At 65.6% G+C, this 26,638-nt stretch carries 28 protein-coding genes and 2 pseudogenes; 15 read left to right on the top strand and 15 right to left on the bottom strand.

Annotated features, from left to right (window positions below; translation table 11 throughout):
- Positions 1–31: 31 nt before the first annotated feature.
- From G6N18_RS19015 to G6N18_RS18980, 8 genes are read right to left on the bottom strand one after another with little or no spacing between them, the layout of a single operon-like run.
- Positions 32–1,540: a site-specific integrase gene (locus G6N18_RS19015; protein WP_163689908.1), complete on the bottom strand. Its 1,509-nt coding sequence runs from the start codon at positions 1,538–1,540 to the stop codon at positions 32–34.
- 14 nt (positions 1,541–1,554) lie between these two features.
- The gene (locus tag G6N18_RS19010; RefSeq protein ID WP_163689905.1) at positions 1,555–2,250 is read right to left on the bottom strand and encodes a hypothetical protein; all 696 of its coding nucleotides are present in this window, start codon (positions 2,248–2,250) and stop codon (positions 1,555–1,557) included.
- Between the two features lie 44 nt (positions 2,251–2,294).
- The gene (locus G6N18_RS19005) at positions 2,295–3,461 is read right to left on the bottom strand and encodes a 17-hydroxy-3-oxo-4-pregnene-20-carboxyl-CoA lyase (protein ID WP_067222444.1); all 1,167 of its coding nucleotides are present in this window, start codon (positions 3,459–3,461) and stop codon (positions 2,295–2,297) included.
- The gene (locus tag G6N18_RS19000) at positions 3,461–3,862 is read right to left on the bottom strand and encodes a MaoC family dehydratase (protein ID WP_083007254.1); all 402 of its coding nucleotides are present in this window, start codon (positions 3,860–3,862) and stop codon (positions 3,461–3,463) included. The genes G6N18_RS19005 and G6N18_RS19000 overlap by 1 nt, the downstream gene beginning before the upstream one ends.
- Positions 3,859–4,848 (bottom strand): bifunctional MaoC family dehydratase N-terminal/OB-fold nucleic acid binding domain-containing protein, encoded by a 990-nt coding sequence (locus G6N18_RS18995; RefSeq protein ID WP_083007251.1) that lies wholly within the window; start codon positions 4,846–4,848, stop codon positions 3,859–3,861. Before G6N18_RS18995 ends, G6N18_RS19000 begins: the two co-directional genes overlap by 4 nt.
- On the bottom strand, positions 4,845–6,008 hold the full coding sequence (gene fadE29, locus G6N18_RS18990; RefSeq protein WP_083007249.1) for an acyl-CoA dehydrogenase FadE29: 1,164 nt from the start codon (positions 6,006–6,008) through the stop codon (positions 4,845–4,847). Before fadE29 ends, G6N18_RS18995 begins: the two co-directional genes overlap by 4 nt.
- 2 nt (positions 6,009–6,010) lie before the next feature.
- Positions 6,011–7,060 carry an acyl-CoA dehydrogenase family protein gene (locus tag G6N18_RS18985; RefSeq protein WP_083007246.1) on the bottom strand — a complete coding sequence of 350 codons (1,050 nt, stop codon included), beginning with the start codon at positions 7,058–7,060 and terminating at the stop codon, positions 6,011–6,013.
- 43 nt (positions 7,061–7,103) lie between these two features.
- Positions 7,104–8,354 carry a cytochrome P450 gene (locus G6N18_RS18980; RefSeq protein ID WP_083007244.1) on the bottom strand — a complete coding sequence of 417 codons (1,251 nt, stop codon included), beginning with the start codon at positions 8,352–8,354 and terminating at the stop codon, positions 7,104–7,106.
- A 141-nt stretch (positions 8,355–8,495) separates the two neighbouring features.
- Here G6N18_RS18980 and G6N18_RS18975 point away from each other — a divergent pair, with 141 nt between their 5' ends.
- On the top strand, positions 8,496–9,659 hold the full coding sequence (locus tag G6N18_RS18975; protein ID WP_083007241.1) for a steroid 3-ketoacyl-CoA thiolase: 1,164 nt from the start codon (positions 8,496–8,498) through the stop codon (positions 9,657–9,659).
- Positions 9,660–9,690: 31 nt separating this feature from the next.
- Here G6N18_RS18975 and G6N18_RS18970 read toward each other — a convergent pair whose 3' ends face one another.
- Entirely contained in the window at positions 9,691–10,071 is a 381-nt protein-coding gene (locus G6N18_RS18970; protein WP_067222421.1) for a DUF8021 domain-containing protein, read from the bottom strand.
- Positions 10,072–10,094: 23 nt separating this feature from the next.
- Here G6N18_RS18970 and G6N18_RS18965 point away from each other — a divergent pair, with 23 nt between their 5' ends.
- A complete protein-coding gene (locus G6N18_RS18965; RefSeq protein ID WP_067222634.1) occupies positions 10,095–10,553 on the top strand; it encodes a nitroreductase family deazaflavin-dependent oxidoreductase in 459 nt (152 codons plus the stop codon).
- Between the two features lie 3 nt (positions 10,554–10,556).
- Here the strand turns inward: G6N18_RS18965 and G6N18_RS18960 are convergent, their stop codons facing one another.
- Together G6N18_RS18960 and G6N18_RS18955 are read right to left on the bottom strand one after the other, a co-directional pair.
- A complete protein-coding gene (locus G6N18_RS18960; RefSeq protein ID WP_067222415.1) occupies positions 10,557–11,462 on the bottom strand; it encodes an SDR family oxidoreductase in 906 nt (301 codons plus the stop codon).
- A gap of 18 nt (positions 11,463–11,480) precedes the next feature.
- Entirely contained in the window at positions 11,481–12,254 is a 774-nt protein-coding gene (locus tag G6N18_RS18955) for an SDR family oxidoreductase (RefSeq protein WP_083007238.1), read from the bottom strand.
- A 66-nt stretch (positions 12,255–12,320) separates the two neighbouring features.
- Between G6N18_RS18955 and echA20 the strand changes: the two genes are divergently transcribed.
- From echA20 to G6N18_RS18920, 7 genes and pseudogenes are all read left to right on the top strand, one after another.
- Entirely contained in the window at positions 12,321–13,076 is a 756-nt protein-coding gene (gene echA20 / locus G6N18_RS18950) for a (7aS)-7a-methyl-1,5-dioxo-2,3,5,6,7,7a-hexahydro-1H-indene-carboxyl-CoA hydrolase (RefSeq protein ID WP_067222409.1), read from the top strand.
- Positions 13,073–13,948, top strand: coding sequence for a cholesterol ring-cleaving hydrolase subunit IpdA (gene ipdA, locus G6N18_RS18945; protein ID WP_067222406.1), 876 nt, complete (start codon positions 13,073–13,075; stop codon positions 13,946–13,948). Before echA20 ends, ipdA begins: the two co-directional genes overlap by 4 nt.
- Positions 13,945–14,694 (top strand): cholesterol ring-cleaving hydrolase subunit IpdB, encoded by a 750-nt coding sequence (gene ipdB / locus G6N18_RS18940; protein ID WP_067222402.1) that lies wholly within the window; start codon positions 13,945–13,947, stop codon positions 14,692–14,694. The genes ipdA and ipdB overlap by 4 nt, the downstream gene beginning before the upstream one ends.
- Entirely contained in the window at positions 14,691–15,752 is a 1,062-nt protein-coding gene (gene ipdC / locus G6N18_RS18935) for a (3aS,4S,5R,7aS)-5-hydroxy-7a-methyl-1-oxo-octahydro-1H-indene-4-carboxyl-CoA dehydrogenase (protein WP_067222398.1), read from the top strand. The genes ipdB and ipdC overlap by 4 nt, the downstream gene beginning before the upstream one ends.
- Positions 15,753–15,795: 43 nt before the next feature.
- Positions 15,796–16,446, top strand: coding sequence for a SatD family protein (locus tag G6N18_RS18930; protein WP_083007235.1), 651 nt, complete (start codon positions 15,796–15,798; stop codon positions 16,444–16,446).
- A pseudogene (locus G6N18_RS24630) lies at positions 16,443–17,150 on the top strand (hypothetical protein); the annotation flags it as partial. The gene G6N18_RS18930 and the pseudogene G6N18_RS24630, both read left to right, overlap by 4 nt.
- A 73-nt stretch (positions 17,151–17,223) precedes the next feature.
- Positions 17,224–18,339, top strand: coding sequence for an NDMA-dependent alcohol dehydrogenase (locus G6N18_RS18920; protein WP_083007232.1), 1,116 nt, complete (start codon positions 17,224–17,226; stop codon positions 18,337–18,339).
- Positions 18,340–18,359: 20 nt separating this feature from the next.
- Here the strand turns inward: G6N18_RS18920 and fadA6 are convergent, their stop codons facing one another.
- Both fadA6 and kstR2 read right to left on the bottom strand, forming a co-directional pair.
- The gene (gene fadA6, locus G6N18_RS18915) at positions 18,360–19,508 is read right to left on the bottom strand and encodes a steroid 3-ketoacyl-CoA thiolase FadA6 (protein WP_067222627.1); all 1,149 of its coding nucleotides are present in this window, start codon (positions 19,506–19,508) and stop codon (positions 18,360–18,362) included.
- A gap of 17 nt (positions 19,509–19,525) precedes the next feature.
- A complete protein-coding gene (kstR2, locus tag G6N18_RS18910; protein WP_083007259.1) occupies positions 19,526–20,110 on the bottom strand; it encodes a TetR family transcriptional regulator KstR2 in 585 nt (194 codons plus the stop codon).
- A gap of 92 nt (positions 20,111–20,202) precedes the next feature.
- On the opposite strand from kstR2, the gene G6N18_RS18905 reads away from it, so the two are divergent.
- From G6N18_RS18905 to G6N18_RS18880, 6 genes and pseudogenes are all read left to right on the top strand, one after another.
- A complete protein-coding gene (locus G6N18_RS18905) occupies positions 20,203–20,718 on the top strand; it encodes a hypothetical protein (RefSeq protein WP_133052487.1) in 516 nt (171 codons plus the stop codon).
- A gap of 50 nt (positions 20,719–20,768) precedes the next feature.
- Positions 20,769–21,080, top strand: a complete 312-nt coding sequence (locus G6N18_RS18900) for a DUF2563 family protein (RefSeq protein ID WP_067222383.1) — start codon at positions 20,769–20,771, stop codon at positions 21,078–21,080.
- 6 nt (positions 21,081–21,086) lie between these two features.
- Positions 21,087–21,440, top strand: coding sequence for a putative alpha/beta hydrolase (locus tag G6N18_RS18895; RefSeq protein WP_083007226.1), 354 nt, complete (start codon positions 21,087–21,089; stop codon positions 21,438–21,440).
- Between the two features lie 85 nt (positions 21,441–21,525).
- Positions 21,526–22,868, top strand: a pseudogene (locus G6N18_RS18890) (ISL3 family transposase).
- A 6-nt stretch (positions 22,869–22,874) separates the two neighbouring features.
- Positions 22,875–24,086, top strand: coding sequence for a putative alpha/beta hydrolase (locus tag G6N18_RS18885; protein ID WP_407663585.1), 1,212 nt, complete (start codon positions 22,875–22,877; stop codon positions 24,084–24,086).
- Positions 24,086–24,682: a hypothetical protein gene (locus G6N18_RS18880; RefSeq protein ID WP_083004782.1), complete on the top strand. Its 597-nt coding sequence runs from the start codon at positions 24,086–24,088 to the stop codon at positions 24,680–24,682. The genes G6N18_RS18885 and G6N18_RS18880 overlap by 1 nt, the downstream gene beginning before the upstream one ends.
- Here G6N18_RS18880 and ipdF read toward each other — a convergent pair.
- A complete protein-coding gene (gene ipdF / locus G6N18_RS18875; protein WP_067222375.1) occupies positions 24,679–25,467 on the bottom strand; it encodes a (5R,7aS)-5-hydroxy-7a-methyl-1-oxo-2,3,5,6,7,7a-hexahydro-1H-indene-carboxyl-CoA reductase in 789 nt (262 codons plus the stop codon). The two genes, G6N18_RS18880 and ipdF, sit on opposite strands and share 4 nt — an antisense overlap.
- Positions 25,464–26,615 (bottom strand): acyl-CoA dehydrogenase IpdE1, encoded by a 1,152-nt coding sequence (gene ipdE1 / locus G6N18_RS18870; protein WP_083004779.1) that lies wholly within the window; start codon positions 26,613–26,615, stop codon positions 25,464–25,466. The genes ipdF and ipdE1 overlap by 4 nt, the downstream gene beginning before the upstream one ends.
- Between the last annotated feature and the right edge of the window lie 23 nt (positions 26,616–26,638).

Genomic DNA, 26,638 nt, shown 5'->3' with positions numbered 1-26,638 from the left:
GCCGGATCCGGCTGCGCCGCGCGGTGACCCGTCACGTTTGGACCGTCAACACACGAGACTCACCGACACCAACTGTTGCGACGAGACGCTCAAGGGATTGCCGATCGTCGGCATCCATCAGCGCGATGAGCTCCTCCACCTGCAACGCCTGAAACGGCTCAAGATAAACGCTGCGAGTCACCTCGGCACTGCGATGTCCAAGAAGTGTCGCCAGAAGAAACCAGACATCGCCAAGCTGATTGCGGAAGTCGCGCTGCTCCTGCTTGGTCAACATATCGGTGCGGCGCCACGCGACGAACGTGGCAATGCAAAACCACCGCAGCGCAAAGGAATGCCTCAGCATGTGGGGACGGCACCACAACGGCGTACCCCCCTCTTGCGCAAGCGCTTTCGCAACCCTGGTGTTCGCGCGGTCGAACGTCTTGTACCAGGAGTGTTTAGGGCGAGGTGTCCCGTCGTGATTCAGCCACAGCCACATCGGTTCCAGGCCATCACGTCCCCGGCGGAACAACTTCATTCGTGTCGACGGCCCGAGTGCATCGAGCCGGACCGTACGACGCGATCCCGTCGCATCAACGACCTCCAGTTGCCCATCCCGGCGAACATGTTCAACGACCAATCGATCCGCAATCTGCCCATAGCGACCAGCACGTTGCGCGCGTGCTACGGCAGCAGTGCGACTACCTTCCTGCAGATAGAAGTGAACTTGTTGGGCTACGCGGCGCCGCATCCAGAACGCTCGCCCGCTACCACCCTTCGCGCAATGAGACGCAACGCGCGAACGCACGAGCCCCTCAGAGCCCGGCTTGGGCACCTCGATGGTTAATATGCTGGCCCACTCGCCGATTCGTAAACCCGTCCCGAACAACCCCTCCGCGAATGCGATGTCGCGATCCTCAGTCGCTCCCCGCCAATCGTGGCGCGGCACGCCCTCCATCGTGAAACCACGCAACCCCAGGTTCCGCCACAACCGAAATGCTTGTGGGGTAAGCCACTTCACGTCGGCCCTGCGCATCCCCGACGGAGTGCTCTCCAACACGACTTGGCCACCGCCCATCCAAGACGTGGCAATCACGCGGGCTCGGACGGGGTTGTCGATTCCGTGCTGCTCGGCCGCCCACGAGTAGAAATTGCGGATCGCCGCGCGATCGACACAGAAACTATTGGCGGTCACGTGCTGAGGATTCTTCTCAGCCGACAACCGCCACTCCTTGAACGCAGCCAGTTCCGATCGCGACGCCTGATCCCATCGAACGCCCATCGCGTGCAGAAAATCCAGCCACACCTTCAACGACAAGGCGTAACGACGCAAAGTCCCCGTTGCTCGTCCCCTCACCAGCGGATCTCGCCAGTAGGCGTTCACCAACGCATCCGCCCGGCCCCACGGATCCAGGAAGAACGGAGTGCTATCACGCGCACCATTTCGCTTCGCCCGGGACTCGACATCACCCAACCCTGGAACCACGTCGTCCACCGATACGAACCGCTGACGGAAATCGTAGAAATGAAGAGTCCAACCATCAGCCGAAGCACCAGCCATCCCCGGCTTCCCCCTTACCTCACGGGCATCGCCCTCATCATCGCCGAAGCGATTCCCCCAACCGTCTTCGACACGCCTGTCGGGCAGAGAACCGGTGACTGAATGTTGCCTGGGCAGTTGACCCTCGTCGCCGCTGCGACCGCGGCATTGAAGACCGCTTCGAGGGCAGCCTTGTCGCCGACCAGGCTGTAGGTCGCCGACAGCGGGCCCCCGACATCGTCGTTTCGACCACAATTCACCTGCGCCAATACGCTTTCCGCTGGGGGCACGGTTTCACACGCCTCCGCCCGGTAGCCCTTGGGTAACTGACGTAGCAACCGGGCGTCGTCTTCGGAGGCGGCCGATTGCTCCGGTGGCGTGGACGTCGTCGGTTCCCCGGCACCCGGCGCTTGCGCACCGCCCTGAGACGGTCGCGTCGACCAGAAGACCAAGCCGCCGAGCACGGCGACAGCGCCCACCACGGCAGCGCCAATGATTAGCGGCTTGTAGTTGCGCTGAGGCTTGACCTGGCGCGGGTTGACGGTCAGCGGTGCATCGAACCTCGGCGACCAATTCCGCTGGGCACCAGCGAAGTCCGGTGCCGCGGCGGTGGATGGCCGCTGAGCCTGCAGCGGGCCGGTGTCCGCGTCATCGGGTGCCGGTTCGTGGATGCCGTCGACCGAGGCGTCGTTCTCCTGTGGCCCCGGCTCCGGTGGCGTCGACGAACTCACCTCTCAGAGAGTAGTAGGCCGACCACGACGCCCACGCCGGATGGTCAGCCCAGGATCAGCCCGGAGGTCGGCACTCCGGTGCCCGCGGTGACGAGCACATGCTCGACGTCCGGTACGGGATTGACCGACGTGCCACGCAACTGTCGTACGCCCTCGGCGATCCCGTTCATGCCGTGTATGTAGGCCTCGCCCAACTGACCGCCGTGGGTGTTGATCGGCAACCGTCCGCCGACCTCGATCGCGCCGTCGGCAATGAAGTCCTTGGCGTCACCGCGATCGCAGAAGCCGAGTTCCTCCAACTGAATAAGCGTGAAGGGAGTGAAGTGGTCGTAGAGTATCGCGGTCTGAATGTCTTGCGGCGTCAGACCCGACTGCGCCCACAACTGCCTGCCCACCAGACCCATCTCCGGCAGCCCGAGCTCCGGTCGGTAGTAGCTCGTCATCGAGTACTGGTCCGGGCTCGAACCCTGCGAGGCCGCCTCGATGACCGCCGGCCGGTGCTTGAGGTCCTTGGCCCGCTCGGCGGACGTCACCACCAGCGCGACCCCGCCGTCGGTCTCCTGACAGCAGTCCAGCAGCCGCAGCGGCTCGGCGATCCACCGCGAATTCTGATGATCCTCAATGGTGATCGGCTTTTCGTAGAAGTACGCCTTCGGGTTCTTCGCCGCGTGTTTGCGGTCGGCGACCGAGATCATGCCGAAGTCTCTGCTCGTCGCACCCGACTGATGCATGTACCGCCTGGCGATCATCGCGACCTGCGCAGCGGGCGTTGAGAGCCCATGCGGATAGGAGAACGAGTTGTCGACGCCGGTCGAGTCGGCGTTCTCCACCAACCGCATCTGAACCTGACCGAACCGCACACCTGAGCGCTCGTTGAACGCCCGATACGCCACAACACATTCCGCGACACCGGTCGCCACCGCGATCGCCGCCTGTTGGATCGTCGCGCATGCCGCGCCGCCGCCGTGATGGATCTTCGAGAAGAACTTCAGCTCACCGATGCCCGTCGCCCGGGCGATCGCGACCTCGGTGTTGGAATCCATTGTGAACGTGACCATGCCGTCGACATCGGCGGGCGTGAGGCCGGCGTCGCCCAGGGCATCGAGCACCGCCTCCGACGCGAGACGGAGTTCGCTGCGGCCGGAGTTCTTTGAGAAGTCGGTGGCGCCGATCCCGACGATCGCCGCCTTACCGGACAGCTCGCCGGGCATCAATTCCCTCCGATCGTCAACGTCGCGGTGGCGATCACATGGTCGCCGAGGCTGTTGCTGCCAACGATTTTCAGCGTGATCACCCCGTCATCGATCGCAGTCACCTCACCGGAGAACGTCACCGTGTCATAGGCGTACCAGGGCACGCCGAGGCGCAGCGAGATCGACTTGATCATCGCGGTCGGACCCGCCCAGTCGGTGATGTACCGCTGCACCAGGCCGGTGTCGGTCAGGATGTTGACGAAGATGTCCTTCGAGCCTTTGGCCTGCGCCTTGTCCCGGTCATGATGGACGTCCTGATAGTCGCGCGTGGCGATCGCCGTCGACACGATGAACGTGGGGTCGCCATACAGCGCCAGCTCTGGAAGCTTCGTCCCGACAGAAATGGAAGGAGCGCTCATCGTGGCGCCTCCTCACTCGGCTCCCACGCATACAGCGTCCACGCGGGACCTGACTCTCCCTCTGGGAAGTCGATGTACGTTGCGCGAACAGGCATTCCGATCTCCACGGTGGCTGGGTCGACGTTGCGGATCTGGCCGAGCATCCGTACGCCTTCTTCGAGTTCGACGAGCGCGATCACGAACGGCAGCGTGCGGCCGGGCACCTTCGGTGCATGGTGTACCACGAAGCTGAACACGGTGCCCTTGCCGCTGGCGACGACGTAGTCGGTCGGCTGGTTCTTGTCCTGCCACAGTGCCGGCACCGGCGGATGCACCAGCGTGCCGTCGGGACGTTTCTGGATGCGCAACTCGTGTGCGTTGACGCCGTCCCAGAAGAACTTGGTGTCGCGCGAGGACGCCGGCCGCATCATCATGTCCGCGTCCAGGTCGTCGGGCACCGTCACGCCGGCGCCCGCGTCGGCGCTGTCGGCCGGCTTGAACTTCATGATTCGCCACATCATCTCGGCGACCGGGTCTTCGACGTCGTCACCGACCGTCCACGTGATCTTCTGCGTGATGAAGAAACCCTCACCGAGCGCGGTGGTCTTCGGCCCGATGACATCGGTCAATTCCGCAGTGACGCTGACCTCTTCGCCTACCCGCAGGTACCGGTGGTAGGTCTGCTCGCAGTTGGTCGCGACCACGCCGACATAGCCCGCCTCGTCGAACAGGTCGAGGATCTTGCCGAGAGGGTCGTCGTCCGGCCGGACACCGCCGAGGCCCATCATCGTCCAGACCTGGATCATCGCCGGAGGCGCGACGGCGCCGGGATGCCCGGCCGTCTTGGCGGCCAGATCGTCGACGTAGATGGGGTTCCGGTCACCCATCGCGTCGAGCCAGTGGTCGATCATCGGTTGGTTGACCGGATGCCTGCCCGCTCGCGGCTTGCTCTTGCCCTCGGCCTTGATCCGCTCAGCGGCCTTCTGGATCTCCTCGATGGCGCTCACCGCGGCACCCTCGGGACCTTCAGGCCGGCGGCCGCGATCATCTCCCGCATCACTTCGTTGACACCTCCGCCGAACGTGATCACCAGATTTCGTTTCGTCTGGGAGTCCAGCCATTCCAGCAGTTGCGCAGTGTCCTCTTCAGAAGGATCACCGTACTTCCCGACGATCTCCTCGGCGAGGCGTCCGGCGTACTGGATGCGCTCGGTGCCGAACACCTTGGTGGCGGCCGCGTCGGCGACATCGATGGTTTCCCCCGCCGCGGCGACCTGCCAGTTGAGCAGTTCGTTGATTCGCCACATCGCCTTGAGCTCGCCGAGCGAGCGCTTCACGTCGTCGTGGTTGATCGGGATGTCGCCGTTTCCGCCCGGCTTCGACGCCCACGCATACACCCGGTCGTAGAGGCCGGCGAATCGTCCGGCGGGTCCGAGCATCACGCGCTCGTTGTTCAGCTGGGTGGTGATCAGCTTCCAGCCGCCGTTCTCCTCGCCGACGAGCATGTCGGCGGGCACCCGGACATCGTTGTAGTACGTGGCGTTGGTGTGGTGGGCGCCGTCGGACAGGATCATCGGCGTCCACGAGTAACCGGGGTCTTTCGTGTCGACGATCAGAATCGAGATGCCCTTGTGCTTCACCGCCTCCGGGTCGGTTCGGCAGGCCAGCCAGATGTAGTCCGCGTCGTGGCCGCCGGTGGTGAACACCTTCTGCCCGTTGACGATGTACTCGTCGCCCTGCCGCACGGCGGTGGTGCGCAGCGAGGCCAGGTCGGTGCCCGCCTCCGGCTCGGTGTAGCCGATCGCGAAGTGCACCTCACCCGCGAGGATCGCGGGCAGGAACTTCTTCTTCTGCGCGTCGGTCCCGTACTGCTGCAGCGTGGGCCCGACGGTCTGCAGGGTGACCGCGGGCAGCGGTACGTCGGCGCGCTGCGCCTCATTGACGAAGATCGACTGCTCGATCGGACCGAAGCCGAGCCCGCCGAACTCCTTGGGCCAACCCACGCCCAGCTTGCCGTCCGCGCCCATCCGCTTGATGACGGCGCGGTACGCCTTGCCGTGGCGGTCCTTCTCCATCTCCTTCGCCTCTTCAGGGGAGATGAGACTCGAGAAGTACTCTCGCAGTTCGGCTTGCAGCTGTTTCTGTTCGGGCGTCAGTTCGATGTACATTCCTATCTCCCGTCGTCCCCTGGCCTCCGGCCGTGGCCCCATCGCTCGCCCAGTGCGGCTCCCACCGTGTCGAGCCGGTGTGACGGACCACCCACCAGGCGGGCGAGGTCCTTGATCGAGGAGTAGTAGCGGTCCATCGGGTACGTGATGTCCATACCCATCCCGCCGTGTAGGTGATGACACAGCTGCATCACCGGCGGCGCCTGGGAGGCCAGCCAGTAGCCGAGGATGTCGATGTCGTCGTCGGCGTCGCGGCCCTCCGAGAGCCGCCAGGTCACCGAGTTCGACGCCAAAGTCAATGTGCGAGAGGCGATGTAGACCTCGGCCAGCTGCGCGGCGACCGTCTGGAAGGTCGACAGCGGCTTGCCGAACTGCTCCCGGTTGGCCACATAGTCGGCGGTCAACCGCAGTGCACCCGCGACCAGACCGGACGCAAAGGCACCGATCGCGGCGAGCGCCAACTGGTTGACCCGGCGGGCTTCGGCGCCGTCGAGCACTCCGTCGACCACCGCGTCGGTGAACGTCACCGAGTACTCGTCGCCGTGGTTCGACGTCGGCGTCTTGGCCACCGTCACGCCCTCCGCCTTCGGGGACACCACGGCGACCCCGGTATCGGCGGTCACGACGAGCCAATCCGCTTGCTCCGCATAGGGCACCGCGACTTTGGTGCCGCTGAGTCTGCCGTTGGCGAGCGTCACCCTCGGACGATCCGGCAGCGGCGCTCCGGGTTCGTTGAGGGCGGCCGAGAGCACGGCGCCTTTCGCCACCCCGGCGAGATAGCGGTCCTGTTGCTCTTCGGTCGCCGCGTCCAGGAGCGGCAGCAACCCGAGACCCAGGGTGGCCAGCGCGGGGCTGATGGTGCCGTGCCTGCCGATCTCGGTGAGCGCCGTGGCCACCTCGGGCAAACCGACCCCGTCGCCGCCGAGGCGCTCGGGCACGGCCAGTGCGCTCACGCCGCCGGAAACCAGCGCGTCCCAACTGTTGTCACGACCGAGCACCGAGTTCACCACGTCGGCGACAGCCTGCTGCCCTTCGTCTGGACTGAAGTCCACCCGAATCCTCCTTGGTACCGGGAAATTTGCGCAGTGGCTAAAGCTACTTCGCGACTGGGCACTTGCCGGTGTAGTCCACCTGCCAGTGCTTGATGCCGTTGAGCCAACCGGACTTGAGCCGCTCCGGCTCGCCGATCGCCTTGAGGTCGGGCATGTGGTCGGCGACCGCGTTGAAGATCAGGTTGATGGTCATCTTCGCCAGGTTCGCGCCGATGCAATAGTGGGCGCCGGTGCCACCGAAGCCGACGTGCGGGTTGGGGTCGCGCATTATGTCGAACTTGTGCGGGTTCTCGAATACCTCGTCGTCGAAGTTGGCCGAGCGGTAGGACATCACGACCCGCTGCCCCTTCTTGATCTGCACGCCGCCCAGCTCGACGTCCTCCAGAGCGGTGCGCTGGAACGCCGAAACCGGGGTGGCCCAGCGGACGATCTCGTCCGCGGCGGTTTCGGGCCGTTCCCGCTTGTACAGCTCCCACTGCTCGGGGTTCCGTGAAAACGCGATCATGCCGTGGGTGATCGAGTTGCGGGTGGTCTCGTTGCCCGCCACCGCGAGCATCACCACGAAGAACCCGAACTCGTCGTCGGAGAGCTTCTCGCCCTCGATATCGGCCTCGATCAGCTTGGTGACGATGTCTTCGGTGGGATTCTTGGCCCGCTCCTCGGCCATCTTCATCGCGTACTGGATCAACTCGAACGACGACACCGCGGGATCGACGTCGGCGTACTCGGGGTCTTCACCGGCGGTCATCTCGTTGGACCAGCGGAAGATCTTGTCGCGGTCGTCCTGCGGCACACCGAGCAGTTCGGCGATGGCCTGCAGCGGCAGTTCACACGACACCTGTTCGACGAAGTCGCCGGATTCCTCGGCCGCGGCGGTCTCGGCGATCTTCTGCGCGCGAGACCGCAGTTCGTCTTCGAGCCGTCCCACGGCGCGGGGCGTGAAGCCGCGCGAGATGATCTTGCGAAGACGGGTGTGCTGAGGCGCGTCCATGTTCAACAGGACCGCCTTCTGCAGGTCGATCGCGTCCCGCGTCATGTCCTGCGGCCAGACCGGAATGGCGCCGTCCGGGGAGCTGCCGAAGACCTCGTTGCGCTTCGACACCTCTTTGACGTCGGCATGCTTGGTCACCAGCCAGTAGCCCTTGTCGCCGAAGCCTCCCGTGCCGCCCGGCACGTCGACCCAGTGCACCGGCTCGGACTTCCGCAGCTCGGCAAGCTCCTCGACGGGCAGGCGCTCCAGGTTCAGGGTCGCGTCGAGAAAATCAAAGTCGTTGGGAATGTTCGGACAAGGCATCGCGGAAAGCTCCTCTGCAACGTCTCTGCAACGTCAATTGCAACGTGTTCTAGTGCCAGTAAAACATGCCTTCTGCGCAGATAAAAGGCACGACGTCAACGCCGCTTGTCAGAGTAATGAAACGTGTTCTAGCCTGACGGAATGGGTAACCCTGTCATCGTTGAAGCCACCCGCAGCCCGATCGGAAAGCGCAATGGCTGGCTGTCTGGCCTGCACGCCACCGAGTTGCTCGGCGCCACCCAGAAAGCTCTCGTCGAGAAGGCCGGCATCGATGCCGGCGACGTCGAGCAGGTCGTCGGTGGCTGCGTCACACAGTACGGCGAGCAGTCGAACAACATCACCCGGGTGAGCTGGCTGGTGGCCGGCCTGCCCGAACACGTCGGCGCGATGACGGTCGACTGCCAGTGCGGCAGCGGGCAGCAGGCCAACGGGCTGATCGCGGGCCTGATCGCGGCGGGCGCCATCGACATCGGCATCGGCTGCGGCATCGAGGCGATGAGCCGGGTCGGGTTGGGCGCCAACGCCGGCCCCGATCGCAGCATCCTGCGGCCGGAATCGTGGGACATCGACCTGCCCGACCAGTTCACCGCCGCCGAGCGGATCGCCAAGCGTCGCGGCATCACCCGTGAGGAGATCGACCGGTTCGGCTTCGACTCGCAGCGCAAGGCCAAGCAGGCGTGGGCCGAAGGCCGGTTCGACCGGGAGATCAGCGGCATCGAGGCGCCGGTGCTCGACGAGCAGAAGCAGCCGACCAGCGAACGCCACATCGTGACCCGCGACCAGGGGCTGCGCGACACCACGCTGGAGGGTCTCGCGGGGCTGAAGCCGGTGCTCGAGGGTGGTATCCACACCGCCGGCACGTCCTCACAGATTTCCGACGGCGCCGCCGCGGTGCTGTGGATGGACGAAGACGTGGCCAAGGCCCACGGCCTGCGACCGCGCGCCCGCATCGTCAGCCAGGCGCTGGTCGGCGCAGAGCCCTACTACCACCTCGACGGGCCGGTGCAGTCCACGGCGAAGGTGCTCGAGAAGGCCGGCATGAAGATGGGTGACATCGACATCGTCGAGATCAACGAGGCGTTCGCCTCGGTCGTGCTGTCCTGGGCGCGGGTGCACGAGCCGGACATGGACCGCGTGAATGTCAACGGCGGCGCGATCGCGCTCGGCCATCCCGTGGGAAGCACCGGCAGCCGGCTGATCACCACCGCCCTGCACGAGTTGGAGCGCACCGACAAGAGCACCGCGCTGATCACGATGTGTGCCGGCGGCGCGCTGTCCACCGGCACGATCATCGAACGGATCTGAGCCGCGTCGGGAAATTCGGCCGGGCTTTTTGCTAGGCGCGCCGCACGGTCGGGCTGAACCGGGCCCGGATGTGGTGGATCCTGCCGTCCGAGGCGGGAATCAGGAACGTCTCGCGCACCGGGGCGACGACGCGGCGGCCGGCGAGCTTCGCCTTGGTGACGACCGTGAACGTCGCGTGCACGTGGTCGCCATCGACGGTGAACTGGCGTTCCGTCGTCGCTTCGATGATTCGGTATTGCGGCCCCCGATTGAGGCTGCGCCGCAGGTGATCGCCGGAGAAGCCGGTCTTGATGCCCTGTTCGATGCGCACGCAGTCGGGAGCGAACGGCACGTCGTCGGCTCGATGGCTGGCGAGCGCGTCGATGTAGGCGTCGGCCGCCGCAATGCGGTCGGTGTCGGAGACTGTGTCCACCGACCGAGCATAGGATGACCGCCATGCCAAATTCGCGGCCCCGGTTCATGGACACCAAAGCGTCCGACTTCTTCATCAAGTGGATGTCGAAGATCAACACCGCCCTGTACCGCCGCAACAACGGCGAGGGGCTCGGCGGCGAGGTCCAGGGCATCCCGGTGGCGCTGCTGACGACGACCGGCCGCAAGACCGGTGAACCGCGGGTGAGTCCGCTGTACTTCCACCGTGACGGCGACAAGGTGATCGTGGCCGCGTCCAAGGGCGGAAGTGACAAGCACCCGATGTGGTACCTGAACCTCAAGGCCGACCCGAAAGTCACGGTGCAGATCAAAAGCGAAGTGCTCGAACTGATCGCGCGCGACGCCACCGAGGAAGAGCGGGCACGGTACTGGCCTCGGCTCGTCCAGATGTACCCGACCTACGACGATTACCAGTCCTGGACGGACCGGCGGATCCCGTTGGTGGTCTGCGAACCCCGGTAGGGCTCAGGCGCCGTAGACCGGAACCGGTTCGCGCGCCTTGCCGAGCAGGTCGGCGACGACGGGGCCCAATTCGGCGGGATCCCACCGGGCTCCCTTGTCCACCTGCGGGCCGTGCGCCCAGCCCTCTGCGACCCGGATGACGCCACCCTCGACCTCGAACATGCGGCCGGTGATGTCCTTCGACTCGACGCTGCCCAGCCAGACCACCAGCGGCGAGATGTTCTCCGGTGCCATCGCATCGAAGTCCTGGTCCTGGGTGGCCATCATCTCGGCGAACACGGTCTCGGTCATCCGGGTACGGGCCGAGGGCGCTATCGCATTGACGGTGACGCCGTACCGGCCCATCTCCGCGGACGCGACCAGCGTCAGCGCCGCGATGCCCGCCTTGGCCGCACTGTAATTCGCTTGTCCCACACTGCCTTGCAGGCCGGCGCCCGAACTCGTGTTGATGATCCGGGCATCAACAGGGTTGCCGGCCTTGGACTGTGCGCGCCAATACGCCGCGGCATGTCGCATCGTGGCGAAGTGCCCCTTGAGGTGCACGGCGATGACGGCGTCGAACTCCTCTTCGCTGGTGTTGGCGAACATCCGGTCGCGAACGATGCCTGCGTTGTTGACCAGGACATCGAGCCCGCCGAACGTGTCGACAGCCGCCTGAATGAGGCCCTCGGCCTGGGACCAGTCTGCGACGTTGGCACCGTTGGCGACGGCTTGTCCTCCGGCGGCGGTGATCTCGTCGACGACGGTCTGCGCTGCGCTACCGCCGCCGGCGGGTGACCCGTCCAGGCCGACGCCGATGTCGTTGACCACCACGCGGGCGCCCTCGGCGGCGAACGCCAGCGCATGCGCGCGTCCGATGCCGCCGCCCGATCCCGTCACGATGACCACACGACCGTCGAGCAATCCCATATCTATTGTCTCCCTTGATTATTTGATGTCGGCAGTGGTGGTTGCCAGGTAATGGGGCGGCTCGCCGCCGCCGTGGACTTCGAGCGATGCGCCGCTGATGTAGGAGGCCGCGTCGGACGCCAGGAATGCGGCAGCCCAGCCCACGTCGGCCGGCTCGGCGAGTCGGCCGAGTGGGACGTTCTGTGAGATCGCCGCGATGGAATCCGCGTCTCCGTAGAACAATTCGGACTGCTCGGTTACGACCATGCCGACCACCACCGAGTTCACCCGGACCTTGGGTGCCCATTCGACGGCGAGCGTGGCGGTGATGCTTTCCATACCTGCTTTGGCAGCGCCGTAGGGCGCGGTGCCCGGCGTAGGTCTGCGACCGCTGACGCTGGCAATGTTGATGATCGATCCACCGCGTTCCTGTGTCTGCATCACCGCGTTCGCGTGCGTGGAGACCGACAGCGGGCCAAGGAGGTTCAGTTCGACGATCTTCCTGCTGAATTTCGCCGACGCTTCGGCGGCGAGCACGTAGGGCGAACCGCCCGCATTGTTCACCACGACATCGAGGCGTCCGTGCCGGTCGACGATGGTCTGGATCAGCGCGCCCACCGCGTCGTCGTCACGCACATCGCACGGGTGGAACTCGTACGGCAGGCCCTCGACCGGTCGACGGGCACAGGTCACCACGCTGGCACCCTGGCCGGCGAACACCGCGCTGATCCCCGCGCCGACGCCGCGTACTCCGCCGGTAACCAGGACCACCCTGTCCTCGAGTCCGAGGTTTATGTCTTGCAGGTCGGTCACTGTGCTAGCGTACCAAGCAAGTGCTTGCTTTCCTACGCCGTCCCCAGGAAGTGCTCGGGAGTTTCAATGACAATCGCTCATACCATCACCGAACCGGGCATCGTCTCGGTCACCGTCGACTACCCCCCGGTCAATGCGATCCCCTCACGCGGTTGGTTCGAGCTGGCCGACGCGATCACCGCCGCGGGACGGGACCAGAGCACCCACGTCGTGATCCTGCGCGCCGAGGGCCGAGGCTTCAACGCCGGTGTCGACATCAAGGAGATGCAGAACACCGAAGGTTTCACCGCGCTGATCGACGCCAACCGCGGCTGCTATGAAGCGTTCCGCGCGGTCTACGAGTGCGCGGTGCCCGTCGTCGCCGCGGTGAACGGCTTCTGCGTCGGCGGCGGTATCGGCCTGGTCGGCAACGCGGACGTCATCGTCGCCTCCGACGACGCGAAGTTCGGACTGCCCGAGGTCGAGCGTGGCGCGCTCGGCGCGGCCACCCACTTGTCGCGATTGGTGCCCCAGCACATGATGCGGCGACTGTTCTTCACCGCCGCCACCGTGGACGCGGCAACCCTGCACCACTTCGGTTCTGTGCACGAGGTGGTGCCGCGCGGCGAACTCGACGAGGCCGCACTGCGCGTCGCCCGAGACATCGCCGCCAAGGACACCAGGGTCATCCGGGCGGCCAAGGAGGCGCTGAACTTCATCGACGTGCAGCACGTGAACTCGAGCTACCGCATGGAGCAGGGCTTCACATTCGAGCTGAACCTCGCGGGGGTCTCCGACGAGCACCGCGACGCGTTCGCCGGAACCGACAAGGGAACCAAATGAGCGACAAGAGAACGACTCTGGACGACGCAGTCTCTTCGATTCGCAGCGGCATGACCGTCGGCATCGGCGGGTGGGGATCGCGCCGCAAGCCGATGGCGTTCGTGCGCGCACTGCTGCGTACCGACGTCACCGACCTGACCGTTGTCACCTACGGCGGACCCGACCTGGGGCTGCTGTGCTCGGCGGGCAAGATCAAACGCGCCTACTACGGCTTCGTGTCGCTGGACTCGCCTCCGTTCTACGACCCGTGGTTCGCCAAGGCGCGCACCAGCGGTGCGATCGAGGCGCGCGAGATGGACGAGGGCATGCTGCGGTGTGGCCTGCAGGCCGCGGCGCAGCGGCTGCCGTTCCTGCCGATCCGAGCCGGGCTCGGCAGCGATGTGCGCACGTTCTGGGGCGACGAGTTGAAGACCGTGACGTCGCCGTACCCGACCGGTGACGGCTACGAAGAACTCATCGCGATGCCCGCGCTGAGCCTGGATGCCGCGTTCGTGCACATGAATCTCGGTGACGCACAGGGCAATGCGGCCTACACCGGTATCGACCCCTACTTCGACGACCTGTACCTTATGGCCGCCGACCAGCGGTTCCTGTCGGTCGAGCGGGTGGTCGCGACCGAGGAACTGGTCAAGGCCGTGCCGCCGCAGGCGCTGCTGATCAACCGGATGATGGTCGACACCGTCGTCGAGGCCCCGAACAGCGCGCACTTCACCACGGCTGAACCGGATTACCGTCGCGACGAGAAGTTCCAGCGGCACTACGCCGAGGCAGCGGGTTCCGACGAGTCGTGGCAGCAGTTCGTGCAGACCTATCTGTCGGGTACCGAGGCCGATTATCAAGCGGCCGTGCGCAAGTTTGGAGAGAGCAAGTGATGTCGGTGTCCCGTGCCGAAATATGCGCCGTCGCGTGCGCCGAACTCTTCCGCGACGCCGGCGAGATCATGGTGAGCCCGATGACGACCATGGTGTCGATCGGCGCCCGGTTGGCCCGGTTGACCTTCTCCCCCGACATCCTGCTGACCGACGGTGAGGCGCGCCTGCTGGCCGACACACCCGCCCTCGGCGCCGCCGGCGCGATCGAGGGGTGGATGCCGTTCGGCCGGGTCTTCGAGACACTGACGTGGGGTCGACGGCATGTGGTCATGGGCGCCAACCAGATTGACCGCTACGGCAACCAGAATCTCTCGGCGTTCGGACCCCTGCAGCAGCCGACTCGCCAGATGTTCGGTGTGCGCGGTGCGCCCGGCAACACCATCAACCACGCGACCAGCTACTGGGTCGGCAACCACTCGAAGCGGGTGTTCGGCGACTCCGTCGACGTGGTCTCGGGCATCGGCTGGGACAAGGTGGATCCGGACAACCCGGCCTACCGGTTCGTCAACGTGTACCGGGTGGTGACCAATCTCGGCGTGTTCGACTTCAACGGCCCCGACCATCAGATGCGGGCGGTGTCGCTGCATCCCGGCGTTCAGGCGGAACAGGTCGCCGAGAACACTTCGTTCGAGGTACACGGATTGGACTCGGTGGAGGAGACTCGACTGCCCACCGAGAGTGAGCAGAAGCTGATCCGCGAGGTGATCGATCCGAAAGGTTTGCGGGACAAGGAAATACGGTCATGAGTAAGTTGCGCACGCCGTTGACCGAGCTGGTCGGCATCGACCATCCGGTGGTTCAGACCGGCATGGGCTGGGTGGCGGGTGCGCGGCTGGTCTCGGCGACCTCCAATGCCGGCGGTCTGGGGATCCTCGCGTCGGCGACCATGACGCTCGAGGAACTGCAGACCGCGGTCACCAAGGTGAAGAGCGCGACGGACAGGCCGTTCGGTATCAACATCCGCGCGGACGCGGGCGACGCCGGCGAGCGCATCGATCTGCTGATCCGCGAGGGCGTCAAGGTCGCGTCGTTCGCGTTGGCGCCCAAACCCGACCTGATCGCCAGGCTCAAAGAGGCTGGCGTCGTGGTGATTCCGTCGGTGGGCCTGGCCAAGCACGCCAAGAAAGTGGCTGGCTGGGGCGCCGACGCGGTGATCGTGCAGGGCGGTGAGGGCGGCGGTCACACTGGGCCGATCGCGACGACGCTGCTGTTGCCGTCGGTGCTCGACGCGGTGGACATCCCGGTCGTGGCGGCCGGAGGCTTCTTCGACGGCCGCGGACTCGCGGCGGCGCTGTCTTATGGCGCGGCAGGCGTCGCGATGGGCACTCGATTCTTGTTGACGTCGGACTCGACGGTGCCGGACGCGGTCAAGCGGCGATATCTCGAGTCGGGATTGGACGGCACGGTCGTCTCGACCCGCGTCGACGGAATGCCGCACCGGGTGTTGCGCACCGGCCTGGTGGAAAAACTCGAGAGCGGATCGCGCCTGCGCGGATTCTCCGCGGCAGTGCGTAACGCCCAGAAGTTCAAGAAGATGTCGGGCATGACGTGGCGGTCGATGATCCGCGACGGCCTCGAGATGCGGCACGGCAAGGAGTTGACGTGGTCGCAGGTCGTGATGGCGGCCAATACCCCGATGCTGTTGAAGGCCGGCCTGGTCGAGGGCAACACCGACGCTGGTGTCCTTGCATCTGGTCAGGTCGCGGGCATGTTGGACGATCTACCGTCGTGTGCCGAGCTGATCGAGTCGATCGTGGCAGACGCGGTCAAGCACCTGCGGGCGGCCAACTCGTACGTTGAGTGAAGGTTATTGCTTAAAAACGGCCTAGTGAAGCTATAATCTTCATATGATCGACGTGAAGCTTTCTGCTTCATCAGTGCGGGCTACGCTGATCGGCGACGTGGTCGGCTCGCGCCGTGTTGCCGACCGCGCCGCCGCGCACCGCGCAATCAATGACACGCTGGCCGACGTGGCCAGCGGCGCGATCGATCCGCCCGCGTTCACAGTCGGCGACGAATTCCAGGGCACCTTTCCGACGGTCGGCGAGGCAATCGACGCGGCTTTGGCCATCCGGCTGGCCGTCGAGCCCAGCATCGACGTCCGGTTCGGCATCGGGTGGGGTGAAGTCACCGTGCTCGACCCGGAGGCGGGCATCCAGGACGGACCGGGCTGGTGGGCGGCGCGAGAGGCGATCGAATGGACAGCGGCCGCGCAGCGACAGCCAGGATTGGCGTCGGTGCGGACATCGTTCCGCGCGGCCGCCGACAGCAGGTCGGACATCGACGCCGTCAACGCCGCGCTGTTGTGTCGGGACCATCTGCTTGGATCGCTCGATGACCGCTCAGTACGGATTGTGAAGGGACTGTTGACCGATCAGACGAAGAAGGACATCGCCGCGGCCGAGGGCGTCAGCGCCTCGGCGGTGTCGCAACGTGCGGGCCGCGACGGGTTGGACCTGATCGTGGTCGCCTCGCGCCTTCTGCGGGGTGTGCCGTGAGTGCGGTCGCGGTGATGCTGATCGCGATGGGTGTCGCCGACGTCATCTGGCGGGTGACCGGTCGGCTGTGGGTGTCTGCGTCGACTGCACCAATCGTGGTCGTCGCATGCGCGGCACTGGCCGGGCTTTGGCGCCTCGGCGACATCGTGCTGTTGATCGTCGCGGCGGCGGCGAGCGTCGGGTGGGTGGTGCTGGGCGCCCATGCCGAACGCACTGGCCGCGGTCAGGTGGCCCCGTTGCTGGTGTTCGCTGCGGCGTTGGCGGTGTTGATGGTGCTGTCCGGTTGGGACTCTGAAGTGGCCGGCGTGGTGGGCCGGTGGCCGTCGTGGGTGGGTGTCTCGGTGTCGCCAGATCGATTGCTGATGATCGCCGGGGTGGTGCTGATGCAACTCGTCACGGGAAACCAGTTGGTGCGCTTGGTGCTCGGCTCCGTCGGCGCGGTCAAGCCGGAAGGGCAGCCGCAGCCGTCGGACAGGTTGAAAGGCGGCCGACTTCTCGGCCCGATGGAACGGCTGTTGATTCTCGGTCTGGGCCTGGCCGGTCAACTCGCGGTGGCCACGGCCGTCGTCGCTGCCAAGAGCATCATCCGGTTCCCGGAGATCAACGCGCAGAAAGCTCGTGAGAACGGCGGCTTCGGCATCGACGAGGTCACCGAGTACTTCCTCGTCGGCAGCTTCGCAAGTTGGATCGTCGCGCTGGGCGGTCGCTCTCGCGCACTGAACGGTAAGCCTTTCGATTCCCCCGTATTTCGGCTGTCGGTTTCCTACACTCGCGGCCATGAAAACCAACGCCGCCGTTCTGTGGGGACTCAACGAACCGTGGAGCATCGAGGAGATCGATCTCGACGGGCCCAAGGAGGGCGAAGTCCTCATCTCGTTCGAGTCGACCGGTCTGTGCCACTCGGATCACCATGTGGTCACCGGCGATTTCGCCGGCGTACCGCTGCCGATCATCGGCGGACACGAGGGTGCGGGAATCGTCGCCGACGTCGGGCCGGGGGTTCGCGACCTCAAGGTCGGCGATCACGTTGTCAGCTCGTTTCTGCCGGCGTGCGGACGCTGCCGGTGGTGCGCCAGTGGCCACCAGAACCTGTGCGACCTGGGTGCGCTGATCCTGATCGGCCTGCAGGCCGACGGCACCTACCGGCGCAAGGTCCGGGGCCAGGATGTCGGTGTCCTGTCGGGCGTCGGCAGCTTCTCGCAGTACGGCACGCTGTCGGAGGCGTCGGTCGTCAAGATCGACGACGATCTGCCGCTGGCGCGGGCCTGCCTACTGGGCTGCGGTGTGATGACCGGATGGGGGTCGGCGGTCAACACCGCCGATGTCAGCCCGGGCGACACGGTCGTGATCATCGGCTGCGGCGGCATCGGCAGCGGCGCCATCCAGGGCGCTCGGCTGGCCGGCGCGGAGCACATCGTCGTTGTGGACATCGTCGAGACCAAGCGGGACATGGCATTTCAGTTTGGTGCGACGCATTTTGTGACGTCGATGCCCGAGGCCATGGAGCTCGTCGGAGAGCTCACCCGCGGCGTGATGGCCGATTCCGCGCTGTTGACGATGGGCGTGCTCGAGGGCCAGATGATCGACGAGGCGCTCAACATCATTCGCAAGGGCGGAGCGGTGGTGATGACCGCCATCGCGTCGATGGCCGACGTGACCCCGACGCTGTCGATGGCGATGATGACGCTGTTCCAGAAGCGGCTACTGGGCAGTCTCTACGGCGAGGCCAATCCGCGCGCCGACATCCCGCGTCTGCTGAACCTCTATCGAGACGGCAAGCTGCTGCTCGACGAAACCGTCACGGCCGAATACAAACTCAACGACATCAACGAGGGTTACGACGACATGCTCGCCGGCCGCAACATCCGCGGCGTAGTCATCCACGACCACTGAGCAGTTGGCCGCGGAAGTAGTCAGAGGCGCTCGATGATCGTGACGTTGGCGGTGCCGCCACCCTCGCACATCGTCTGCAGCCCGTAGCGGCCGCCGGTGCGCTCCAAGGTGTTCAGCATCGTGGCGAACAACTTGGCGCCGGTCGCACCGAGTGGATGACCGAGCGCGATCGCGCCGCCGCTGGGGTTGACCTTCGCGTGGTCGGCGCCGGTCTCCTTCAGCCACGCCATGACCACGGGCGCGAACGCCTCGTTGATCTCGACGGTGTCGATGTCATCGATCGACAGGCCGGTCTTCTTCAACGCGTACTCGGTCGCGGGAATCGGTCCGGTGAGCATGAACACCGGGTCGGCGCCGCGAGCGCTGATGTGATGGATCCGGGCGCGCGGCGTGAGCCGGTGGTCCTTGACCGCCTGCTCGGAGGCCAGCAGCACCGCGCTGGCGCCGTCGGAGATCTGACTGGCCATCGCCGCGGTCAACCGGCCGCCGTCGACGAGGGTCTTCAATCCGGCCATCTTTTCCAGCGAGGTATCGCGCGGGCCCTCGTCGGTGACAAAGCCGTCAACCGGGATGATCTCGTTCTCGAAGTAGCCCGCGCGAATCGCCTCCTGCGCACGCTGATGGCTGGCCAGCGAGTACTCCTCCATCTCCTCACGTGAGATGTTCCACTTCTCGGCGATCAGCTCTGCGCCGCGGAACTGTGAGATCTCCTGGTCGCCGTAGCGGTGCAGCCAACTCTTGGATTCGTTTGTCGGGGAAGTGAATCCGTACTGCTCGCCGGCGGTCATCGCCGACGAGATCGGGATCTGGCTCATGTTCTGCATGCCGCCGGCAACGATAAGGTCTGCGGTACCGGACATGATCGCCTGCGCGCCAAAGGAAACGGCCTGCTGACTGGATCCACACTGGCGGTCGACGGTGACGCCGGGCACTTCCTCGGGGTAGCCGGCCGCCAGCCACGACAACCTCGCGATGTTGCCGGCCTGCGGTCCGATGGCGTCGACACAGCCGGCGATCACATCGTCGACCGCGCCCGGGTCGACGTCGACACGATCGAACAGCCCGCGCCACGCCGCGGCGCCGAGGTCGACGGGATGCACACCCGCCAGAGATCCATTGCGCTTACCGACGGCTGTGCGTACGGCGTCAATGACGTAGGCCTGCGAGATTCCAGTCATAGTCGTCCTTACTTTCTGGTGATGCCGCCGAGAACGATCGACAGATAATGACGGCCGACTTCCTCGGCCGTGAGCGGACCGCCCGGTTGATACCAGCGGACCGAAACCCAGGTGGTGTCGCGGATGAACCGGTAGACCAGGTCGACATCGATGTCGGGACGGAAGTAGCCCTCGTCGACGCCCTGGTTGAGTAGGTCCAGCCACATTTTACGTTGCTCTTGGTTGCGCTTCTCGACATAGGAGAACCGCTCCTGACCCGCGAGCCGCTTGGCCTCGTCCTGGTAGATGACCACCTGCGCGTGCCGGTGCTCGATGGCCTCGAACGACGTCATGAACAGCCCTTTGAGGCGCTCCAGCGGATTGGGCTCGGTGGCGACGATCTCCTGGTAACGCGCGAAGAGCCAGTCGAGGAATCCGCGCAGCACCTCGTCGACCATCTCCTCCTTGGAGGCGAAGTGGTGGTACAGGCTGCCGGAGAGAATTCCCGCGGAGTCGGCGATGTCGCGGACGGTGGTCGCCCGCAGGCCGCGCTCGGCGAACATCGACGCCGCGAGCTCGAGAAGCTCGTCGCGTCGGCTCGCCGGCTGGCTCAGCGGTGCCTCACCCACCGCCACAGCCTATCAACCAAGCGCTTGCTCGGCCAGCTGGTTAGCGATGATGCGACCGCATTCGGTAAACAAGAGCGGTGACGGACGCGCAGCGGAAGCCCTCTGGATTCTGGAGCCGCCTATCCCGTCGAGGCAAAATCGTCATCGTCGTCGACCTGGTTGTGCTGGCGCTCCTTGTCGCGGCCGCCGCGATCTACTTCACCATGTCGCGATCTGACTCATCTGCGTCGGACGTCTCGAGCGCGTTTCCCACCACCACGTCGACGAGCCGGTCGCCTCTCCAGACGTCCTATGGCCTCGCATGGATCGTCGCGGCATGTGGCGGGGCGATGACTTTGCAGGACCTGCCGGAGTCACCGCTGCCACGGGCGGAGGACTATGTGGTGTGCCTAGCGCCCGAGAGCGGCGCTTCGATGGTGATAGGGGTGTACGACGACGGCGCGGCGCTGAACGACGATGTCGCCGAAATGCGCACGGCGCATCGCTATGCCACTCGCGTCGACGACACGGAGAAGCACTGGCTCGTTCTGGTCGAAGGGGACAGCGCCGCGCCACTGCAACCCCTGCATCGCTACGGCTTCCGCATCCGGTAGGCCGAGAATCAGTGCACCCGAGCCGTCGTGCGTTCCTTTAGGCTTGGAGCATGTTAGTCGACACCGACATGCTACGGATGGGAGCCGACTTCTCGAAGAGCGCCAGCGAGATTGCGAAGCGAGGAGCGGACGAGTTCGCGTCGACATCCCTGCCCGCAGGACTCTTCGGTGACTTTGAGGCTGCCCATGGCTTCCACAGCGCCCTCTGCCGTGCCCACGAAGCACACGCCGAAACTATGCGGTCACACCACGCCGACCTCGATGGTCTGGCCGCGAAGGCCAACATTGGCGCCGCAGAGTTCGATACGCAGGACGAGGCCTGCCGAGCGGCGGTGTGCTCGGCAGGAGACGACATCGCCTGACCCGAGATGACGGTCGACTTCAAGCATCTCGATGTCGGGGTGCTCACCGGATCTGCCGGTGGTGATCCGTGGCAGATGAACCGGACGGTGCAGAGCGGATCACCCGGCGAGATCAGCGAACTCGCGACGGCCTTCCACAACGCGGGCGTGTGCACCACCGAGACCAGCGAGGAGTTCGCCGTTGCTCAACAGCGCTTCGCCTCTGCATGGGATCGCCAGGACGGCGGTGGCCATCCGATCAACGACTCGGCAGAAGTTAAGCGCGCCATGGAATCCCTGCAGCTCAATCGTGAGCAGATCGGTCGGATCGCCGTCGATTTGCAGAACATTTCAGGCTCTCCTGACACTTCCGTGGGTTGATTTCTGAGATGTCTGGGGCGCACGTCGTTGTCGCTTAAGGTTTCTGGCTTGTCAAGGGTCAGGAACCAAGGGAGCGGGCAACGACGTGCGCAATGTGAGGTTATGGCGTGGGCTGCTGGGTGTCGACAAGCGCACGGTGATCGAGGCGGTCGAGTTCGAGGAATTCGAAGGCCAGGACGCCGAGGGCGCCGCACTGGTGGTGGCGCGGGTGCGGCCACGAAGCGGGGTCTCACGGCGTTGTGGCCGCTGTGGCCGCAGGGCGTCTTGGTATGACCGGGGTGAGGGTCGACGCCGGTGGCGGGGCCTGGATTGGGGCACTGTGCAGGTGGTGCTGGAGGCCGAGGCGCCGCGGGTGAACTGCCCACCCACGGGCCGACGGTGGCGGCGGTGCCGTGGGCGCGTCATCACGCCGGACACACTTTGGCCTTCGATGACACGGTGGCCTGGTTGGCGGTGGCGTGCTCGAAAACCGCGGTGTGCGAGTTGATGCGGGTCGCCTGGCGCACCGTCGGCGCGATCGTGGCCCGGGTCTGGGCCGACACCGAGAAGACCTTCGACCGGTTCGCGGACCTGCGCCGCATCGGCATCGACGAGATCTCCTACAAACGCCACCACAAGTACTTGACGGTGGTCGTTGATCACGACAGCGGCCGGCTGGTGTGGGCCGCACCCGGGCGCGACACCAAGACGCTGCGGCGGTTCTTCGACGCCTTGGGCGCCCAGCGGTGCGCACAGATCACCCACGTCTCCGCTGATGCCGCCGACTGGATCGCCGACGTCGTCGCCCAACGCTGCCCGGCCGCGATCCGTTGTGCGGATCCGTTCCATGTGGTGGCCTGGGCCACCGAGGCACTCGACGTCGAGCGGCGCCGGGCCTGGAACGACGCGCGAGCGCTGGCGCGCACCGAGCCCACGTGGGGCCGGGGTCGGCCCGGTAAGGACACCGCGCCGCGGCCGGGCCGTGAGCACGCCCGCAAGCTCAAGGGGGCCCGCTACGCGTTGTGGAAGAACCCCGAAGACCTCACCGAACGCCAGAACGCCAAACTGGCCTGGATCGCCAAGACCGACACCCGCCTCTATCGCGCCTATCTGCTCAAAGAGGGCTTACGGCATGTGTTCTCGGTCAAAGGCGAGGAAGGCAAACAGGCCCTGGACAAGTGGACCTCCTGGGCGCGGCGTTGCCGCATCCCGGTGTTCGTCGAGCTCGCCGGCCGCATCGTGCGCCACCGGGTGGCCATCGACGCCACGCTCGATCACGGCCTCTCCCAAGGACTGATCGAATCCACCAACACCAAGATCCGACTCCTGACCCGCATCGCGTTCGGATTTCGCTCCCCAGACGCACTCATCGCCCTGGCCATGCTCGCCCTCGGCGGCCACCGCCCCGCGCTACCAGGACGCATCAACCACCCACGGATCAGTCAGTAGAGCCACATTTCAGCGTCGTTGGCCGAAGCGCAGCGCAACGGTGACATCGCCATCTCCAACCTCGACGCGGCGTTGAAGCGGATCGACAATCAGATCGACTACCAGCTTGCTGTCGCCGCTGCAAACGGGGAGGAAGCAGATGTATCCGATCTGAAACGGGCGGCCGTCGACCGGACGCGGGAAGCGCTCACGGCAGTGCAGGGTGTTCGCGACAGCTACTCCGAGCAACTGGACAAGTCTCGGCTCGAGATGGCGGCCGAGGGTTACTCACCCGACGCGATGAAGGGCAGCGAGGGCCAACAGGAGTCTCCGACGTCACAGGATGCGAAGGCTGAGGCCGATCAGTACGGCAGTGAACAACGCACGGCCGACCAAGAACTCGTCAACTCGCCGGGTCCGTGGACACCTGAGAAACAAGCAGCCGCAGGACGTCTGCGTGACTACGACACGATCAACGACCCGACGTCGAGTCTCGACCAGAGGCGCTTCGCAGGACAACGCCTCGACGACTACCAAACGGCCACCACTCAGGGTCCGCTACTGGGCGACCCCATCCTCGGCGGCGACGCTCGCTCCCAGGCGCGCACGAGGCTTGAAATGCAGGCCAAACTCGAGCAGGGCTTGCTCAATACGGCGCCGATGCCGCCGGATCAGGCCACCGCGATGATCAACCAAAGCGAGGCACAGGCGAGGAACCTGGTCATCGCACGCGTGCAGGAACAACTCATGCAGGCCGGTATGTCCCCTGAAGGCGCCGCGGCGGCCACAGACAGCATGGCGCAGGGCATCGTTCCGAAGGAGCTTGTCGAGGCGGCATCCGCTGCGGGCAAACCGATCGCGGGCGGGGAGAAGGCGTTCCAGCATTTCGCCAATTCGCTGCCCATAGCGGATAACCCGGTGCAGGGTATGCCGGGCTTCTCACCAAGTGATGTCGACGTGCTCAAGAAGATCGGGGGCAACCTGGGGGTGGCTGGGAATCTCGTCGACTTCGGCGTCGGAATGTACGAGTGGCGAACCGGAACACCGCTCGGCGAGGTTGCCGCCAAGACGGGTGGCGGAATGCTCGGTGCCTCGGGAATGGCCGCCTTCGGGGCATGGCTCGGCGCTCCGGCCGGCCCGGTCGGAATCTTCGCGGGCGCTTTCATCCTCGGCTCCATCGGTTCGCTCGGCGGCGAGCAGCTGGGCCAGAACCTTTACCAGAGAATGGCTGGGAGTTGATGAACGACTTCTTCATGACGACAGCGTTCGCCGGTCTCGGCGCCGCCATTATCGCGGGATGGCTACCGCTGCGTATCGGCCGCATCGTCTACTGGTCGGGCGCCGTCGTTACGACGGTCTCCGTATTTTTCATGGCCTATCCGCCGGACTGGAAATCGGGACTGATGATGTCGGTGTTCGCGGTGTTCGCGATGACCGGCGTCGCCTATGTCAACACCCAGTTCATTTCGATCGGCGGTAAGACCTATTCGTTGTTCGCCGATCCTGAAGCCATTGACGACTACGGCGTCGGCTTGACGCCCACGAAGACGTGGTGGCTGGCTGTGTTCGCGGTAGCGACGCTGATCGCGAGCGCCGCAGCATTCGTCGCCGACGGCGCGCAGGCCTGGGTCCCGGTTGGCCTAGGCGCCATCGCCCTGTTCGCCGCCGTCTCTCTCGGGTACCGCGATGCGCTCGCCGACCGCCCCATCGCAGCCGGACAGAAATTACAACTCGGGCTGCTGGCGGTGCTGACGTTCGGCGTCTTCCCAATCGTGTATCTGGGAGCGTACAAAACAGGCCAGCGAAGAACTGTCGGCAAGCCAGCCGAGCGCTAAGCCCGTTGGCTCGACACCGAAATGACTTCTCCGGTCAGATAACTGGAGTAGTCACTGGCCAGGAACGCGATGGTGGCCGCGACTTCCCACGGCTCGGCGGCGCGCCCGAACGCCTCCCCCTCCGACAGTCGGTCCAACAGATCCGACGAACTGGTCTTCTCGAGGAACTTGTGCCGGGCGATGCTGGGCGAGACGGCGTTGATCCGCACGCCGAACTCGACGGCCTCGATCGCGCTGCACCGTGTCAACGCCATGACTCCGGCCTTGGCGGCGGCGTAGTGCGACTGCGAATGCTGTGCGCGCCAGCCCAATACACTGGCGTTGTTGACGATCACGCCGCCGTGGTCAGCCTCGCGGAAGTAGCGCAGCGCGGCGCGCGTCGCGCGCATCACCGACGTCAGCGTCACGTTGAGCACGCGGTCCCACTCCTCGTCGGTCATGTCGACGACGGGCGTCTGCCCGCCCAGACCGGCGTTGTTGACCAGCACGTCGAGCCGGCCCATCCGCGCGGTCGTCGACGCGATGAGCGCATCGACCTGCGCGGTGGACGTGACGTCGCAGACCACGCCCTCGACCCGGCCGAGGCCGAGTTCGGCCAACTGGTCGCGGGTCTCCCCCAGTCGGCGCTCGTGATGGTCGGACACCACGACGTCGGCGCCCTCGAGCAGCGCCCGTCGCGCCACCGCCGACCCGATGCCGGTACCGGCAGCCGCCGTCACGACGACCACCTTGCCGGTCAGAAGACCGTGGCCGTCAATCTCTTTCGGGGTCTCAGCCAGATTCACGAGCCCTTGACCTCTCTGGGTAGTCCGAGCACGCGCTCGGCGATGATGTTGCGCTGGATCTCGTTGGACCCGCCGTAGATGGTATCGGCCCGGGAGAACAGATACAGCCGCTGCCACTCGTCGAAGTCACCGTCGGTCAGCGTCAGCCCTTCGCGGCCGAGCACCTCCATCGCGATCTCACCGAGTTCGCGATGCCAGTTGGCCCACAACAACTTCGACACGTTGTCTTGTCCCGGCTGCTCGACGTCCATCGTCGCCAACGCATACGACCGCATCGTGCGCAGACCCGCCCACGACCGGGTCAACCGCTCACGGATCAACGGATCGTCAGCTGCACCATTGCGTTTCGCCAACTCGGCGACGCCGGACAACTCGCGGGCGTACTCGATCTGCTGGCCCAGCGTCGACACGCCACGCTCGAAGGTCAATGTGCCCATCGCGACCCGCCAACCGTCACCCGGCTCGCCGACCACCAGCGAGGCATCGGTGCGGGCGTCGTCGAAGAAGACCTCGTTGAACTCCGAGTCACCGGTCAGCTGGACGATGGGGCGGATCTCCACGCCCGGCTGATCCAGCGGGACCAACAGATACGACAAGCCCGCATGCCGCTTGGAGCCCTTCTCCGTGCGTGCGACGACGAAGCACCACTGCGCCCAGTGCGCCAGCGACGTCCACACCTTCTGGCCGTTGATGACCCACTGATCACCGTCGAGTTCGGCGGTCGTCGCCACGTTCGCCAGATCACTGCCCGCGCCCGGCTCGGAGTAGCCCTGACACCACAGCTCGGTGACATCGAGGATCTTCGGCAAGAACCGTCGCTGCTGCTCGGCGGTCCCGTACGCGATCAACGTCGGACCGAGCAGTTCCTCACCGAAGTGGTTGACCTTCGCCGGGGCGTTCGCGATCGCGTACTCCTCGTAGAACGCCACCCGGTGTGCGACCGACAACCCGCGACCGCCGTGCTCCTCGGGCCAGCCCAGACACGTCAACCCTGCGGCCGCCAGGTGCTGGTTCCACGCCCGGCGTTCCTCGAACGCCTCGTGCTCCCGGCCCGGCCCGCCGAGGCCTTTCAGCGCGGCGTACTCCCCGACAAGGTTGTCGGCAAGCCAGTCACGGACCTCGGCCCGGAACTCCTCGACCTCAATCACCCTTGTAGGCTAACCTACCAAGC

The sequence above is a fragment of the Mycolicibacterium celeriflavum genome (genome assembly GCF_010731795.1).
Taxonomy (GTDB): Bacteria; Actinomycetota; Actinomycetes; order Mycobacteriales; family Mycobacteriaceae; genus Mycobacterium; species Mycobacterium celeriflavum.
Note: the sequence above shows the minus strand (reverse complement) of the source record. Positions and strands in the feature narration are given on the sequence as shown.

Coding starts and splice junctions, on each gene's coding strand:
- G6N18_RS19015 (WP_163689908.1), bottom strand. CDS start 1,540: ATGGCTGGTGCTTCGGCTGATGGTTGGACTCTTCATTTCTACGATTTC.
- G6N18_RS19005 (WP_067222444.1), bottom strand. CDS start 3,461: ATGCCCGGCGAGCTGTCCGGTAAGGCGGCGATCGTCGGGATCGGCGCC.
- G6N18_RS19000 (WP_083007254.1), bottom strand. CDS start 3,862: ATGAGCGCTCCTTCCATTTCTGTCGGGACGAAGCTTCCAGAGCTGGCG.
- fadE29 (WP_083007249.1), bottom strand. CDS start 6,008: ATGTACATCGAACTGACGCCCGAACAGAAACAGCTGCAAGCCGAACTG.
- G6N18_RS18980 (WP_083007244.1), bottom strand. CDS start 8,354: ATGCCTTGTCCGAACATTCCCAACGACTTTGATTTTCTCGACGCGACC.
- G6N18_RS18975 (WP_083007241.1), top strand. CDS start 8,496: ATGGGTAACCCTGTCATCGTTGAAGCCACCCGCAGCCCGATCGGAAAG.
- G6N18_RS18965 (WP_067222634.1), top strand. CDS start 10,095: ATGCCAAATTCGCGGCCCCGGTTCATGGACACCAAAGCGTCCGACTTC.
- G6N18_RS18960 (WP_067222415.1), bottom strand. CDS start 11,462: ATGGGATTGCTCGACGGTCGTGTGGTCATCGTGACGGGATCGGGCGGC.
- echA20 (WP_067222409.1), top strand. CDS start 12,321: ATGACAATCGCTCATACCATCACCGAACCGGGCATCGTCTCGGTCACC.
- ipdA (WP_067222406.1), top strand. CDS start 13,073: ATGAGCGACAAGAGAACGACTCTGGACGACGCAGTCTCTTCGATTCGC.
- ipdC (WP_067222398.1), top strand. CDS start 14,691: ATGAGTAAGTTGCGCACGCCGTTGACCGAGCTGGTCGGCATCGACCAT.
- G6N18_RS18930 (WP_083007235.1), top strand. CDS start 15,796: ATGATCGACGTGAAGCTTTCTGCTTCATCAGTGCGGGCTACGCTGATC.
- G6N18_RS18920 (WP_083007232.1), top strand. CDS start 17,224: ATGAAAACCAACGCCGCCGTTCTGTGGGGACTCAACGAACCGTGGAGC.
- G6N18_RS18900 (WP_067222383.1), top strand. CDS start 20,769: ATGTTAGTCGACACCGACATGCTACGGATGGGAGCCGACTTCTCGAAG.
- G6N18_RS18895 (WP_083007226.1), top strand. CDS start 21,087: ATGACGGTCGACTTCAAGCATCTCGATGTCGGGGTGCTCACCGGATCT.
- G6N18_RS18880 (WP_083004782.1), top strand. CDS start 24,086: ATGAACGACTTCTTCATGACGACAGCGTTCGCCGGTCTCGGCGCCGCC.